The organism is Streptomyces carpinensis, from assembly GCF_002154505.1.
Classification (GTDB): domain Bacteria; phylum Actinomycetota; class Actinomycetes; order Streptomycetales; family Streptomycetaceae; genus Streptomyces; species Streptomyces carpinensis.
Genome location: NZ_MUBM01000017.1, coordinates 35,811 through 50,576, shown reverse-complemented (window position 1 = coordinate 50,576; position 14,766 = coordinate 35,811). Strand labels below are relative to the sequence as shown.

Here is a 14,766-nt window from a genome sequence, read left to right as displayed (position 1 = left end):
TGAGGCCGGGCCAGGAACGGAGGGGCCGCGTGGACCAGCGGGTCGCGGAGGAGAGCGAGACGGATCGGCACGGCGCGGGACCGGCCGGAGGCGACGGCCCCGGCCACCGTTCCGGGCCCACGCGGGCGGGCACCGACACCGACCCGCGACGGCGGATTCCGCGCACCGATGCCGTCCTGCGCGACCCGCGCCTGTTGGAGGCGGCGGCGCGGCTGGGGCCGGGACCCGTGAAAGCCGCCGTCCGGCAGGCACAGCGGCAGGCTCGCCACGGCGGGCTCCCGCCCGAGGAGGTGGCGGACAGGGCGGTGACGCTGCTGCCGCGCGCGGCCTGCGGGCTGCGACCGGTGATCAACGCCACCGGCGTGCTGCTGCACACCAACCTCGGCCGGGCGTCGCTGTCGGCGGCGGCCCGGCAGGCGGTGCTGGACGCCGCCGGACCCACCGACGTCGAGCTGGACCTGCGGACCGGTGTCCGGGCCCGCCGGGGCCGCTCCGCCCTGGACGCGCTGCGCGGCCGGGTGCCGTCCGCCGCCGCGGCACACGTCGTCAACAACGGCGCCGCCGCCCTCGTCCTCGCCGCCACCGCGCTCGCCACCGGCCGGGAGATCGTCATCAGCCGCGGGGAGATGGTGGAGATCGGGGACGGCTTCCGGCTGCCGGACCTGCTGGTCTCCACCGGTGCCCGGCTCCGCGAGGTCGGGACCACCAACCGCACGGGCGTCGAGGACTACGCCGACGCCATCGGCCCTCAGACCGCCTTCGTCCTGAAGGTCCACCCCTCCAACTTCCGCATCACCGGCTTCACCCGCGCCGCCGGGACCCGCGAACTGGCGGCACTCGGCGTGCCGGTGGTCGTCGACATCGGCTCCGGGCTGCTCGCCCCGCACCCGCTGCTGCCCGACGAGCCCGATGCCGAGACGCAGCTGAGGGCCGGCGCGTCGCTGGTCACCGCCAGCGGGGACAAGCTGCTCGGCGGACCCCAGTGCGGACTGCTCCTCGGCGACGAGGACATCGTCCGCGCCGTGTCCCGGCACCCCCTGGCCCGTGCGCTGCGCGTGGACAAGCTCACCCTGGCCGCGCTGGAGGCGACCCTCACGGGCCCCGGCACCCCGACCGCCGCGTCCCTGACCGCCGACCCGCGGGAACTCATGCGCCGCGCCGAACGGCTCGCCGCCGCGCTGAGCGCCGCCGGTGCCGACGTACGGGCCGTCGCCAGCACCGCCACGGTCGGCGGCGGGGGCGCACCGGGCGTGACCCTGCCCAGCGCCGCCCTGTCGCTGCCGGAGCCGTACGCGGCCGTGCTGCGCACCGGCACCGTCCCCGTGGTGGGCCGCCTGGAGGCCGGGCGATGCCTGCTGGACCTGCGGGCGGTGGCACAGGAGGACGACGACCGGCTGGCCGAGGCCGTACGGTCGGCCACCCCGAGGGCGGAAAGGTAGGTGGGCGCCATGCGGGTTCTGGCCACCGCGGGCCACGTCGACCACGGCAAGTCCGCCCTGGTGCGGGCGCTGACCGGGATGGAGCCCGACCGCTACGCGGAGGAACAGCGCCGCGGACTCACCCTCGACCTCGGCTTCGTATGGACGGGGCCGGACGCGGACGGCGAGCACCTGGCCTTCGTGGACGTGCCGGGGCATGAGAGGTTCGTGGCCACCATGCTGGCCGGGGTCGGTCCCGTGCCCGCCGTGCTGTTCGTGGTCGCCGCCGACCAGGGGTGGCAGCCCCAGTCGCAGGAGCACCTGGCGATCCTGGACGCCCTCGGCGTACGGCACGCCGTGCTCGCCGTGACCCGCAGCGATCTCGCCGACCCCGAACCGGTGCGCGCCGACGCGCTGCGGCGGCTGGCCGAGACCTCGCTGGGTCCCGTCCCCTCCGTCGCGGTGAGCGCGGTGACCGGCGCCGGACTGGACGGCCTGCGCACCGAGCTGTCCCGGCTCGCCCGCACGCTGCCCGTACCGTCCGCCGACGCCGACGTACGGCTGTGGCTGGACCGGGCCTTCACGGTGCGCGGACACGGCACCGTCGTGACGGGCACGCTGGGCGCCGGCACCCTGCGCATCGGGGACCGGCTGGCGACCGGCGACGGCTCGGCGGTGCTGCGGGTGCGCGGACTGCAGTGCCTCCAGCAGGAGCGGACCGTCGTCAGCGGGGTGGCGCGGGTGGCGGTCAACGTGCACGGGGACCGGGACGGTGAGCTGCGGCGCGGTCAGGTGCTGCTGGCCCCGGACCGGTGGCTGCTCACCGGCCTGGTCGACGTCCGCGTCACCGGCGAGACCGTGGACCGGCTGCCCCGGACGGTGGGCCTGCACATCGGCACCGCCGCGGTGCCCGTGACCGTCCGACCCCTGGGCGACGACACCGCCAGGCTGACGCTGAGCCGGCCGCTGCCGCTGCGCGTCGGGGACCGGGCGGTGCTGCGCGAACCGGGCGGCGGACGCCCGCCCTTCGCCGTGGTCGTGCTGGACGTGCGCCCACCGCGCCTGGCCCGGCGGGGCGCGGGCCGGGCCAGGGCGGCGCAGCTGGCGGAGATGACGGGGCGTCCCGACGGCGCGGCGGAACTGCGGCGCCGCCGGCTCGTCCGCCGTACGGACCTGCTGGCGATGGGTGTGCCCGCGCCCGGCGAGCCGGTCACCGGCGACTGGCTCGCCGACCCGGCGCACTGGGCCCGGCTGCGCGAGCGCCTGGCCGCCGAGGTCGAGCGGCACGCACGGCAGCACCCCATGGAACCGGGCCTGCCGACCGAGGCGGCCCGGCGGCTGCTGGGGCTTCCCGACCGGGCCCTGGTGGACGCCCTGGCCGACACCCCGGGCGACAGCCGACTGCTGTGCCGTCAGGGCCGGTTGTACCGCCCCGACAGCAGCAGCCCCTGCCTGCCCCCGCCCGTCCAGGCCGCCGTCGACGCGGTACGGCAGGAGCTGGAGAAGGCGCCGTTCCGCGCGCCGGAGGCCGACCGGCTCACGGAACTCGGGCTCACCCGCCGGACCGTGGCCGCCGCCGTCCGCGCGGGCGCGCTGCTGCGGATCACCGACGCCGTCGTCCTGCTCCCGGGGTCGGACGCCCGGGCCGCCGAGGTGCTCCGCGGACTGCCGCAGCCCTTCACCCTCAGCGAGGCCCGCAAGGCGCTCGACACCACCCGCAGGGTCGCCGTCCCGCTGCTGGAGTTCCTCGACGCCCGGGGACTGACGGAACGCGTCGACGCCCAGCGCAGACGCTGCCGTACGGGGGAGAGGGACGAAGGCGGACGGGAATCGGCCCCGACTCTCTGACGTGGCCTGCGACAAGGCAGTGAACTGGGACAAATGGCGTCGTCTCGATGACGCTCGATGGCTCTGAATGCCGGTGAATGCGGCTCGGTCCGGTCCGGGCCGAGCGGGCGGCGGGCGAGTCTCCTGGCCCAACAGCGGTGAGTGCAGATCGCCCTGAACGACCGAGCCTTCCGGCAAGTTGCTGCCGGAGGGCCGTGACCGTACCGCCCAGGCCTGCGGAGCGGAGGGCGGCCGGTCGGCCTGTACGGAGGGCTCGATCACTCTGCGTACAGCTATTGTCTGGAGGCCTTCTTCGCTGAACCGCGGAAGCAGGGTCGTGCGGCTGCGGCGGGAGCAGCGGATCGGCCCGCGGCGGTGTTCAGCGCCGCACAGCTCGACGGCCAAGAGGGTCGAAACGGCATCAATCCTGCGCGTCCGCCGCCTCGACAGCCGTCAGTGTCACGGTGCCGTCGTCCGCGACCGACCAGCCAGGGTTGTGGCACACCTCCCAGCGGTGGCCATCGGGGTCCGCGAAGTAGCCGTGGTAGCCGCCGAACGCCGCGCGTTGCGGTTCTTTGAGGACAGTCGCCCCTGCCGCACGGGCCCGCTGCACGGCCTCGTCGACTTCGGCGGGTGAGTCGAGGTTCTGGGCGAGGGTGAAGGGCGTGCCCGCTGTCGCCGGATGTCCGGTGTCGGCACCGAGGTCAGCCAGAGGGAAGAGCGCCAGGACCAGGCCCTTGCCGATCTGGTAGAAGACGATCTCATCCAGATCGAGCAGCGGTGTCCAGCCCAGGCCATGGCTGTAGAACTGGCGGCTGACCTTCAAGTTCTCGACACCCAATGTGACCAGGTTCAACTGCTGGTTCATGAATCGCCCCCATGCCTCGGTACGAGATCCCATCCGGCCGACAACGCTACCGCCACGACGGGGCCAGCGTTGCCTGACGCAGCGACCGTCCTCGTGCGGCACGCGCGCGTGTCCACCTCCGGACAGGGTCACCCACATGCGCTCGCGCGTTGCTCTTCACCACTGCCACGCTCGGGTATGCACCGGTGACCACTGGAACTGACCCGATGTGGAGTGCCCTCTGCCATGAAGGCCGTCAGCCGCAAGACCTCTCGGCTCGCCACCGTCGGCGTCCTCGCGGGCGCGGCCGTCCTCGCCGTGTCCGTCCCCGCGTTCGCGCACGTCTCCGTGCAGCCGGAGGGTACCGCGGCCAAGGGCGGCTACACCGTCGTCGACTTCAAGGTCCCCAACGAGCGCGACAACGCCTCCACCACCAAGCTGGAGGTCAACTTCCCCACCGACCACCCGCTGTCCTCGGTCGCCCCGCAGCCGATGGACGGCTGGAAGATCCAGATCACCAAGTCCAAGCTGGCCAAGCCGCTGCAGGTGCACGGCAAGGAGATCTCCGAGGCCGTCACCAAGGTCACCTGGACCGCCGACGGCAAGGGCGTCGAGCCGGGCTACTTCCAGAAGTTCCCGGTCTCCGTCGGCCAGCTGCCCGAGGACGCCGACCAGCTCGTCTTCAAGGCACTGCAGACGTACTCCGACAAGGAGGTCGTCCGCTGGATCGAGGTGCCGCAGAACGGACAGGCCGAGCCCGACAACCCGGCGCCCGTACTCCAGTTGGCTGCCGCCGCCGACAGCGACGCCCCCGCAGCTGCGGCCCAGCAAGCCACCGACGACTCCAAGCCCGTCGTCCAGGAGACCACGGCCACCGCCATGAGCCACATGAGCAGCAGTGACACCGCGGCTCGCGTCCTCGGTGTCGTCGGTGTCGTCGTCGGCGCTGCGGGCCTGGCGTACGGCGCGTTCGCCGGCCGCCGGCGGACCACCGCCTGACCCTGCTCGACCGAGTCAGGCAGCGGGGCCGTGTGACGCCTGTATACGATCCTGGTGCCCGGCGGGCGTGATTGCCCGCGATGGGGGCTGCTTGACTCCCGCCGTCGGGCCGGCCTGGGTTTTTCCTGCGAGGACGGCCGGGCTGGGCTGACGCCGCCACAGCCGCCGAGCCTGCGCTGCTGCTCCATTCGACGGAACTGCGGTTACCGTCCGGACGGTGGGTCGTTGGCTGTGTATGAGCCGAAGTCCCAGGTTTCGGGATCTGTCAGGGTCGCCGGCGTTCGACCAGCTGAGGGCGGAGCTGGCGCGTGCTGCTGTCTCGGTGGCTGGGGGGAAGCCCCGGCGTCGGAGAGTGACCAAAGAATCGATTCGCCCGGTGGGTGAGGGGCCGGATGGCGATTGCGGCGAGGCGACGCCGCCCGGCTCGGAATGACAGCCGGCCGAGTCGGTCGCCGGTGATCGTGTCAACGGTGAGCCGGCCGGTCACGTCTTCCTTCGTGCTGCGCGCGCGCCGGATCGGGCACGTCGCGCCAACCGAATGGGCTCTCGTCGGCGTTCAGGTCGACGATGACCTCGCCGTTGGAGACGATCTCTCGCTCCCGGGTCCGGCCGCGGGTGCCGACGCGTTCGCCGCGTGGGGTGCTGGACGGTCCGGTCATGCTTCGGCCCGGTGGCCGGTGGTGATGCCGTCCTGGGAGACGATCACGCAGACGCTGAGGGGATGCCGGTCGTCCAGCCGGTACCGGGCATGGCGCAGTTGGGCGCGACTCGGTGGCGGTCGACGTGGTCGTCACACGCTGGACAGGCCGATCGTGTGGCCGTCGTAGGAGACGAAGTCTTTTGCTCCGCGGCCTGCCGGTGCGGCGATGCGGCGTGCTTCGGCGCGGAAGAGGCGGACGGGTTCGAGCGCGGCGGCCGGCGTGAACAGGCCGGCGTTGGCGCTGCGCTTGCCGACCTCTCGCTCTCCCGGTCGCCGTCGCGGCGGTCTTGGAGTCAGCAGGTCAGGGGAGGCGCGGCAGGTGGGTCAGGCCCACGTTTGGCCGGGATTCACATCGGTACAGGTAGACGACGGAGGCGGACGGGAATCGAACCCGCCTGCCCGAGATCCTCGGGCACCTCGGTTTTGAAGACCGGGAGGGCCACCAGGCACCCACACGCCTCCACCGCCCGCAAGGCTACCGGAAGGACCCGGCATGACCGCCACCCCCGAAACACCCGTACGGCTGACGCAGTTCGCCCACGGCGGCGGCTGCGCCTGCAAGATCCCGCCCGGCGAACTGGAGGACATGCTGGGCGGCCTGGCGACCGCGCTCCCGTCTCCGGGCAACGCCCCCCTGCTGGTGGGACTGGCCACCGGTGACGACGCGGCCGTCGTCACCCTGCCCGCACCCGAGGGTGCCGCCGCCCAGGCCATGGTGTCGACCGCGGACTTCTTCACGCCGGTCGTCGACGACCCGTACGACTGGGGGCGCATCGCGGCGGCCAACGCCCTGTCCGACGTGTACGCCATGGGCGGCCGTCCGCTCCTCGCCGTGAACCTCCTGGCATGGCCACGTGACCTGCTGCCGTTCGACCTGGCCCGAGAGGTGCTGCGCGGCGGCCTGGAGATCGCCGCCGAGGCCGGCTGCCACGTCGGCGGCGGACACAGCGTGGACGACCCCGAGCCCAAGTACGGCATGGCTGTCACCGGCCTCGCCGACCCGGCACGGCTGCTGCGCAACGACGCCGGCCGGCCCGGCCTGCCCCTGTCGCTGACCAAACCGCTCGGCCTGGGCGTGCTGAACAACCGTCACAAGGCCACCGGCGAACGGTTCGAGCAGGCCGTGGCCACGATGGTGGCCCTCAACCGGGACGCGTCCGAGGCGGCGCTCGCCAGTGGCGCCTCCTGCGCGACGGACGTGACGGGTTTCGGCCTCCTCGGCCATCTGCACAAACTGGCCCGGGCCTCGGGCGTGACCGCGGTCGTCGACACCGCCGCCGTGCCCTGGCTGGACGGGGCCCGTCAGGCCGTGCGGGACGGCTACGTCAGCGGCGGCACCCGGCGGAACCTCGAGTGGGTGGCGCCGTTCACCGACTTCGGCGACACGGACCCGGACACCCGGCTCCTGCTGGCCGACGCCCAGACCTCCGGGGGTCTGCTCGTCGCCGGCGAGATCCCCGGCGCCCCGGTGATCGGCGAACTCCTCCCGCGCGGGCCCCACTCGGTGGTCCTCAGGTGAGACCCGCGCGGGCCGCCTCCGCCCGCCCTGCCGCGCGCCCGCGGCCTCCGCTCGGTCAGGGCTCGGTGCCCGTACGGTCGTCGATGCCTGCCCGTGCCTGGTAGGCGCGCACCAGTTCCACGGCGGCCGGACCCCGGGGGCGGCGCCCCGGACGGATGTCGACGGCGAACGCCTTGGTCTCCTGGATGTGGGTGTTGGGGTCGAGCGACAGGTGCACCAGCTCGTTGGCGGCGTCGCCCGTGCTGTAGCCGTTCGGCCCCCAGTGGTAGGGCAGCCCCACCTGGTGCAGGGTGCGGTCGTGCACGGTCAGCGGCGGCACCCGGTCGGTGACCAGCACCCGCGCCTCGACCACGCCCCGGGCGCTGACGATCGTCGCCCAGCCGGTGTGCTCCAGACCGCGCTCGGCGGCGAGTTCCGGTGACACCTCGCAGAAGAACTCCGGCTGGAGCTCCGCCAGATACGGCAGCCAGCGCGACATGCCACCCGCGGTGTGATGCTCGGTGAGCCGGTAGGTGGTCGCCACGTACGGGAACACCTCCGAGCCCGGCTCGTCGCCGCTGGGCTGGTAGCGGTTGTCGGGGTGCGAAGGCATCAACTGCCGTACGGGATTGCGCTGCTGCTCGTGGAGCAGGTTGGGGAAGGGCGAGTCCTGCGGCTCGTAGTGAGTGGGCAGCGGGCCGTCGGTGAGCCCGGACGGCACGTACAGCCAGGCCTTGCCGTCGGCCTGCATGATGAACGCGTCGGTGCCCGACAGCGCCTCGGCGCCGGTCGCGTCCGGGGGCGGCCGGTGGTAGGGGGACTTGTCCTTGGCGAAGTCGGCGATGTCGTGGCCGGTCCACTCCGCCTTCGCCTCGTCCCACCACACCAGTGCCTTGCGCTCGCTCCACGGCCTGCCGTCCGGGTCCGCCGAGGCCCGGTTGTACAGGATGCGGCGGTTGGCGGGCCAGGCCCAGCCCCACTCGTTGGCCACCCAGTTCTGCTCCTTGCCCGGCTTGCGCCGGGCGGCCTGGTTGGCGCCGTCGCTGTAGACACCGCAGTAGATCCAGCAGCCGCACGCGGTCGAGCCGTCGGCGTTGAGCTGCTCGTAGGAGGACAGCGGGTTGCCCTCGGCGTCGTAGCCGTTGATCTCGGCGAGCACCGCCTCCGCCTCGGGCTCGGCGGTGGCGCCCTTCGTCGGATAGTCCCACGTCAGGTCGAGCACCGGCCGGTCCATCGGATCGGTCGACCCGGCGAGCTTCTGCCGGATCAGCCGGCCGAGGTGGAAGGTGAACCACAGGTCGCTGCGGGCCTCGCCGGGCGGTTCGACGGCCTGGTGGTGCCACTGCAGCAGCCGCTGGGTGTTGGTGAAGCTGCCGTCCTTCTCGGTGTGCGCGGCGGCCGGCAGGAAGAACACCTCGGTGCGGATGTCCTCCGTGCGCAGCTCCCCGGTCTCGATCTCCGGGCCGTCCTTCCACCAGGTGGCCGACTCGATGAGCGAGAAGTCGCGCACGACCAGCCAGTCCAGGTTGGCCATGCCCAGCCGCTGCATCTTGGCGTTGGCCGAGCCCACCGCGGGGTTCTCGCCCATCAGGAAGTAGCCCTTGCAGGTCCCCTCCAGCTGGGCCATGACCGTCTCGTAGGTGGAGTGCGAGCCGGTCAGGCGCGGCAGATGGTCGAAGCAGAAGTCGTTGTCGGGCGTGGCCGCGTCGCCCCAGTACGCCTTGAGCAGGCTCACCATGTAGGCACGCATGTTGCCCCAGTAGCCCTTGCTCGCCGCTTCGGCCTTGACGAAGGCGTCGAGATCCTCCCGCTTGTGCGCGTGCGGCATCGGGATGTACCCGGGCAGCAGGTTGAACAGGGTGGGGATGTCCGTGGAGCCCTGGATGGAGGCGTGCCCGCGCAGCGCGAGGATGCCGCCGCCCGGTCGGCCGATGTTGCCCAGCAGGCTCTGCAGCACGGCGGCCGCCCGGATGTACTGCACCCCCACGGTGTGCTGGGTCCAGCCGACCGCGTAGGCGAACGCGGTGGTCCGCTCGCGCCCGGAGTTCTCCGTGACGAGCTCGCACACCTGCCGGAACAGGTCCTGCGGCACCCCGCAGATCCGCTCCACCATCTCGGGGGTGTACCGGGCGTAGTGCCGCTTGAGCACCTGGAAGACGCACCGCGGGTGGGTCAGCGTCTCGTCCCGCTGCGGCTCGCCCTCGCCGATGTCGGCGCCGCCCGACCCGTGGGCCTCTCCGCGGCCCGCCGCGCTCACCGAGGCGCCGGCACCGGTGCGCTTGTCGTACTCCGCGTCGCGCTGCCCGGAGGCCGCCTGGATCTCCATGCCCTCGTACTGCCAGCTGCTGTTGTCGTAGCTGCGGCTGTCCCGGTCGAGCCCGGAGAACACGCCGTCGAGGTCCTCGGTGTCGCAGAAGTCCTCGCTCAGCACCACGGGTCCGTTGGTGTAGGCGACGACGTAGTCACGGAAGTACCTGTCGTTGCTGAGGACGTAGTTGACGATCCCGCCGAGGAAGGCGATGTCGGAGCCCGCGCGCAGCGGCACGTGCAGGTCGGCCAGCGCGCTGGTCCGGGTGAACCGCGGGTCGACGTGGATCACCTTCGCGCCCCGGGCCTTGGCCTCCATCACCCACTGGAACCCGACCGGATGGCACTCGGCCATGTTCGAGCCCTGGATGACGATGCAGTCGGAGTTCTGCAGGTCCTGCTGGAAGGTGGTCGCGCCGCCGCGGCCGAACGAGGTTCCCAGACTGGGAACGGTGGAGGAGTGTCAAACACGCGCCTGGTTCTCGATCTGAATCGCTCCCAGGGCGGTGAAGAGCTTCTTGATCAGGTAGTTCTCCTCGTTGTCCAGGGTGGCTCCACCGAGGCTGGCGATGCCCAGCGTGCGCCGGGTGCGGACGTCGTCGACCTCCCACTGCCAGCCCGCGCGGCGGGCCTCGATCACCCGGTCGGCGATCATGTCCATCGCCGTGTCCAGGTCGAGGCGCTCCCACTCGGTGCCGTACGGGCGCCGGTGGAGGACGTAGTGCTCCCGGGCCTCCCCGGTGGTCAGCTGGAGACTGGCTGCGCCTTTGGGGCACAGCCGGCCACGGGAAATGGGGGAGTCCGGGTCGCCCTCGATCTGCGTGACCCGTTCGTCCTCCACGTAGACGTTCTGGCCGCAGCCCACGGCGCAGTACGGACAGACCGATTTCACCACCCGGTCCGCGGAGGCGACCCGGGGCGTGAGCCGTGCGCTGGGTCCGCTCTTGGCGGCGGCCCCGCGGCCCAGGGGGTCGGTGCCCTTGAGCTGGCGGTAGACCGGCCAGGAGTCGATCCAGGTGCGTACGCCCATGACGTGAGCCCTTTCGCGTGAGCCCGTGCGGTGCTGCCCGGGTCCTGCTCTTCGTGCCTCTTCGTGCCTCGGGGGCGGTCCGGCCGCCGTCTTCCACTGGCGTCCGCCGGATGAGTCCTGAGTGTCGTCAGGACCCTTCTGGACGAGGTCTCGGTTCGCTCTCCTCGTGCTGCTCCGGGTTCTCGTGGTCCGCGCGCTCGGTTCCCTTGCGGTCCGCGTGGCGCTCGCCCACCGTGTCGCTGATCCGGTCCATCAGCCCGGCCGCCGCGCCGGCGTCGGCCACCGCGGCCGGCGGACGTGCCGGGGCGTGCGGCTGGGGCCGGGTCGGTCCGGTTCGCCAGGTCTGGACGATCCTTGAGCCCAGCAGCTCACGGTCGTCCTGCGCGAGATTCTCGCGCAGCCGGGCGAACACGGCATCCTCGAAGGCGACGTGCCGGCGCAGCTGGGTCCCGAGCTGCCCGGCCAGCTCGTCGAACTCCTCGCCGTGCGGCGAGGCGCGCCGCAGGTCCGACAGGGTGCGGGTGCTCTGGCTCTCCTGCTCCAGCGCCTGGTCGGCCAGCCGGTCCCCGTCGTCCAGTACCTGACGCACGGTCGGCCACAGATGGCGCTGTTCGGCCGGCTCGTGACTCGCCAGCGCCTCGGCGATCAGGTCCACGACGGACTGCCGGCGCAGCCGCTGGGCCTCCGTGCCGCCCTGCTTCCTGCCCGGGAGGGCCTGCAGCTGCTTCAGCAGCGCGGTGACCCGGTCGTGGTCGCGGGTCAGCACGTCGGTGAGCTCGTGCACGTCACCGGGCGCGCGCTCGCCTTCCGGGCAGGCGTCGCGCTGCTCGGCGGCCTGCCGCATCTGCCGGTCGGCGGCGGCCCGGTGCTTCAGCCACTGCCTGGTCTCGTCCTTGCCGGTGGGGTTCTCCGTGGGCGGGTTCGCCAAGTGCTGGGTGGACTCCTGTGGCATGCCGGGACGGTGCTGCTCCGCCGTGGGCAGCGTGCCGCCGCCGTCGGCCGGCAGACCGGTGGCGATCAGGAAGGCCTGACCCGGGGGCACACCGAGCCGCCGTCCGGCCTCCTCGTAGTCGAGGCCGTCCGCGAGCAGACGCCGCACCTGGCTGCGGCTGGGCAATGGATCGCCTCCTTCCGTCCGGCCGACTTCCCTCCGGTGCTGCGAAGTACCCGTGGTTGATCGGGTGAAACGGGCGAAGCACGGCACGGAAGGTGTGAGCCGCGGTCGCCGGGGGGACTGCCGGCAGCGGCGTGGCGGTGTGTCTTCTCGCAGAGCATCCGGCATGCCCGTAATGTCCGGGTGGCCGCGGTCCGGCGGGATGCGAGGGGAGTGATCGTATGGTCGAGCGGGTCCACCGGGGAGCCGTGGCGGGTGCCCCGTCCCCTCGCCCGGACGGCACATCGGGCGCGGACCGGTCGGCCGAAAGGGTGGCACGGTGATCCAGCGCCGTGTCTTCGGCACCGTCTTCACCCTGGAGTCGGCCGTCGCCGCATTCGTGTTCCTGGTCGTCCTCGCCCTGGTGTGCCACGCGGTCGTCAGGCGGCGTGCCGGCCGGCAGCCGACCCCTTCGGACAGGCCCCAACGTCCCGTGCTGGAGAAGTACTACGTCGGTGTCCTCGCCGCCTTCGCGGCGTTCCTCGTCGCCTGGACCGCCTGGCAGAACCACGAGGAGCACCGCCCACCGAACCGCACACCCGTCCGCGTCGACGTGATGGGCTTCCAATGGTGCTGGAAGTTCGGCTACCCGCAGTCCCCCGCCAAGGTCAGCGTCACCGGCACCTGCCGCGGCAAGGACCTGCCCACGCTGGTCGTGCCCACCGGTCGCCCCGTGGAGCTGCGACTGACCTCCAACGACGTCATCCACTCGCTGTGGGTCCCGGACTTGCGCTACAAGATGGACGCCTTCCCCGACCACGTGAACACCTTCACCCTCACCCTCGACCATGAGGGCCGCTGGCGGGGCCGGTGCGCGGAGTTCTGCGGTGAGAGGCACTACGCCATGGACTTCTGGATCAAGGCCGTCTCGCCCGAGGAGTACGACCGGTACCTGCACGGGCAGCCGATCGGCACCGGGACAGGGACCGCGACGTGACAGTCGCGTCCCCCGCCGCCGGCACCGAGGACACCGGGGGCCGGCCGGTCGTCCCGGGCGGCTGGCTGGGCTGGGTGACCTCGACGGACCACAAGCGCATCGGGCTGCTGACCATCGGCACCTCGCTGGTCATCTTCCTGCTCATGGGCGTTCTCGCCCTGCTGATGCGCAGCCAGCTCGCCCAGCCCGACCTGCACGTGGTCGACCCGGCCACCTTCAGCCAGCTCTTCACCATCCACGGTTCCGGCATGATCTACATGGTGCTCACCCCGTTCGCCGTCGGGATGGGGACCTACCTGGTGCCGCTGCAGATCGGGGCACCAGGCATCGCCGCACCGCGCCTGACACTGCTGGGCTACTGGCTCTACGTGCTCGGCGCCGTGCTGATGCTCTCCGGCTTCGCCACGCCCCAGGGAGCCCACGCGGGCGGCTGGTTCTCCTACCCGCCGCTCGCGGACAAGGTGCACTCGCCCGGCCTCGGGTCGGACCTGTGGATCGCAGGGGTCCTCCTGGCCACCACCGGCGTCATCATCATGGGCTGGACCGTGCTGTGGACGGTGCTGCGACGCCGCGCGCGGGGCATGACGATGCTGCGCCTGCCCGTGTTCTGCTGGTCGATGATCGCCAGCTGTCTGATGGTGATCGGTGCCTTCCCCGCCCTGCTCGCGGCGCTCGCCCTGCTGGCCGTGGGCCGCGCCGACGCCTCCGTCTTCACCTCGAACACCTGGAACATCGGCTACCAGCACCTGTTCTGGTTCTACGGTCACCCGGTCGTGTACGTGATGTTCTTCCCCTACCTCGCCGCCGTCGCGGAGGTGCTGGCCGTCTTCTCCGGCCGCCGGTTCTTCGGCTACAAGGGCACAGCCCTGTCGCTGCTGGTCTTCGCCGCCCTGTCCATGAGCGTGTGGGGCCACCACATGTTCGCCACCGGACAGGCCACCAACGACTACTACTCCCTGACGTCCATCGCCCTCCTCGTCCCCGCGGGCGTGGAGTACTTCGGCATGATCGGCACGATCCTCGGCGGCCGGATCCGCCTGCGTACGCCGATGCTGTTCGCCCTCGCCTTCATCCCGCAGTTCCTGATCGGGGGGCTCACCGGCATCATGGTCGGCACCCCGGTGATCGACTACCACGTCACCGACAGCTACTTCGTCGTGGCCCACCTGCACTACGTGCTCTTCGCCGGCAGTGCCTTCGGTCTGTTCGCGGCCGTCTACTACTGGACCCCGAAGGTCACCGGGGCGATGCTGAGCGAGCGGCTCGGCCGGCTGCACTTCTGGCTGCTGGTGGTCGGCACGAACCTGACGTTCCTGCCCATGTTCGCCCTCGGCTACCAGGGCATGCCGCGCCGGGTGGCGACCTACGCCTCCTTCGACGGCTTCGCCTGGCTGAACCTGCTCGCCAGCATCGGGGCGGGCTTCCTCGCCGTGGGCATCGGCGTCTTCGTCGTGAACGTGCTGTGGACGCTGCGCAAGGTGGCCCTGGGCCGGTCGGGGAACGCCGGCGACGACCCGTGGCAGGCGCACACCCTGGAATGGGCCACGTCCTCGCCGCCGCCCCGGTTCAACTTCGCCGCGGACCGGTCGCTGCCGCCCATCACCAGCTTCGCCCCGCTCCTCGACCTGCGGGAGCGACGGGCGAGCGGGGCGGCGGTGGGAGCGGAGCAGGAGGGGGCGAGCGGATCGTGAAACGCCATCTGCCGTACGTGGTCGTCGCCGGCTGGGGCGCGCTCAACGGACTCCTGCTGGCCGTGCTCGGCATCTACGGCGAGAGTTCCCTGGTCTTCTGGCTGTACGGAGGTGTCGTCGCGCTGCTGGAAGTGGCCGCGCTGGCCGTGCTTGCCTCCTCGCGTACCGGCCCCGACCAGCACGTCCGTTACCGGGTGCCGGATCGCGGGGCAGGGGCGGTACCGGTCGTGGCCCTCGGCTGCGCGCTCGTCGCGCTGGCCTTCGTCTACGGCCTGTGGCTGCTGGCGCTCGCCGTCCCGCTGTTCGGCGTGGCGATCGCGCTGGCCCTGCACGGCACCACGGCCTCGGAGGGGTGATCC

Annotated in this window: 11 protein-coding genes and 1 tRNA gene; 7 read left to right on the top strand and 5 right to left on the bottom strand. The window is 72.2% G+C overall.

The window, feature by feature from the left end; translation table 11 throughout:
- Positions 1–155: 155 nt before the first annotated feature.
- Together selA and BZY54_RS03355 are read left to right on the top strand one after the other, a co-directional pair.
- On the top strand, positions 156–1,439 hold the full coding sequence (selA, locus tag BZY54_RS03360) for an L-seryl-tRNA(Sec) selenium transferase (RefSeq protein WP_244216938.1): 1,284 nt from the start codon (positions 156–158) through the stop codon (positions 1,437–1,439).
- A 9-nt stretch (positions 1,440–1,448) separates the two neighbouring features.
- Positions 1,449–3,266, top strand: a complete 1,818-nt coding sequence (locus BZY54_RS03355) for a SelB domain-containing protein (protein WP_086723046.1) — start codon at positions 1,449–1,451, stop codon at positions 3,264–3,266.
- Between the two features lie 400 nt (positions 3,267–3,666).
- On the opposite strand, the gene BZY54_RS03350 is transcribed toward BZY54_RS03355, so the two are convergent.
- Positions 3,667–4,113, bottom strand: coding sequence for a VOC family protein (locus tag BZY54_RS03350; protein ID WP_086722979.1), 447 nt, complete (start codon positions 4,111–4,113; stop codon positions 3,667–3,669).
- A 225-nt stretch (positions 4,114–4,338) separates the two neighbouring features.
- On the opposite strand from BZY54_RS03350, the gene BZY54_RS03345 reads away from it, so the two are divergent.
- On the top strand, positions 4,339–5,091 hold the full coding sequence (locus tag BZY54_RS03345) for a YcnI family copper-binding membrane protein (protein ID WP_086722978.1): 753 nt from the start codon (positions 4,339–4,341) through the stop codon (positions 5,089–5,091).
- A 464-nt stretch (positions 5,092–5,555) separates the two neighbouring features.
- Here BZY54_RS03345 and BZY54_RS03340 read toward each other — a convergent pair whose 3' ends face one another.
- Together BZY54_RS03340 and BZY54_RS50735 are read right to left on the bottom strand one after the other, a co-directional pair.
- A complete protein-coding gene (locus BZY54_RS03340; protein WP_086722976.1) occupies positions 5,556–5,750 on the bottom strand; it encodes a hypothetical protein in 195 nt (64 codons plus the stop codon).
- A gap of 410 nt (positions 5,751–6,160) precedes the next feature.
- Positions 6,161–6,253, bottom strand: a tRNA-Sec gene (locus tag BZY54_RS50735).
- Between the two features lie 31 nt (positions 6,254–6,284).
- Here BZY54_RS50735 and selD point away from each other — a divergent pair.
- A complete protein-coding gene (selD, locus tag BZY54_RS03335; protein WP_086722975.1) occupies positions 6,285–7,310 on the top strand; it encodes a selenide, water dikinase SelD in 1,026 nt (341 codons plus the stop codon).
- A 55-nt stretch (positions 7,311–7,365) separates the two neighbouring features.
- Here the strand turns inward: selD and fdh are convergent, their stop codons facing one another.
- Together fdh and BZY54_RS50730 are read right to left on the bottom strand one after the other, a co-directional pair.
- Positions 7,366–10,626 (bottom strand): formate dehydrogenase, encoded by a 3,261-nt coding sequence (gene fdh / locus BZY54_RS03330; protein ID WP_244216935.1) that lies wholly within the window; start codon positions 10,624–10,626, stop codon positions 7,366–7,368.
- 127 nt (positions 10,627–10,753) lie between these two features.
- A complete protein-coding gene (locus BZY54_RS50730) occupies positions 10,754–11,743 on the bottom strand; it encodes a hemerythrin domain-containing protein (RefSeq protein WP_158103805.1) in 990 nt (329 codons plus the stop codon).
- Positions 11,744–12,059: 316 nt separating this feature from the next.
- Between BZY54_RS50730 and coxB the strand changes: the two genes are divergently transcribed.
- The 3 genes from coxB to BZY54_RS03305 are packed head-to-tail and all read left to right on the top strand — an operon-like array spanning position 12,060 to position 14,763.
- A complete protein-coding gene (coxB, locus tag BZY54_RS03315) occupies positions 12,060–12,716 on the top strand; it encodes a cytochrome c oxidase subunit II (RefSeq protein WP_086722969.1) in 657 nt (218 codons plus the stop codon).
- Entirely contained in the window at positions 12,713–14,407 is a 1,695-nt protein-coding gene (locus BZY54_RS03310; protein WP_086722967.1) for a cytochrome c oxidase subunit I, read from the top strand. Before coxB ends, BZY54_RS03310 begins: the two co-directional genes overlap by 4 nt.
- Complete coding sequence (locus BZY54_RS03305; protein WP_086722965.1) at positions 14,404–14,763, top strand: hypothetical protein; 360 nt, start codon at positions 14,404–14,406, stop codon at positions 14,761–14,763. Before BZY54_RS03310 ends, BZY54_RS03305 begins: the two co-directional genes overlap by 4 nt.
- Positions 14,764–14,766: the final 3 nt, after the last annotated feature.

What these genes read in the sequence shown, in the direction of transcription:
- selD (WP_086722975.1), top strand. Translation starts at nt 6,285, where the DNA reads ATGACCGCCACCCCCGAAACACCCGTACGGCTGACGCAGTTCGCCCAC.
- BZY54_RS03350 (WP_086722979.1), bottom strand. Translation starts at nt 4,113, where the DNA reads ATGAACCAGCAGTTGAACCTGGTCACATTGGGTGTCGAGAACTTGAAG.
- BZY54_RS03355 (WP_086723046.1), top strand. Translation starts at nt 1,449, where the DNA reads ATGCGGGTTCTGGCCACCGCGGGCCACGTCGACCACGGCAAGTCCGCC.
- BZY54_RS03345 (WP_086722978.1), top strand. Translation starts at nt 4,339, where the DNA reads ATGAAGGCCGTCAGCCGCAAGACCTCTCGGCTCGCCACCGTCGGCGTC.
- BZY54_RS03340 (WP_086722976.1), bottom strand. Translation starts at nt 5,750, where the DNA reads ATGACCGGACCGTCCAGCACCCCACGCGGCGAACGCGTCGGCACCCGC.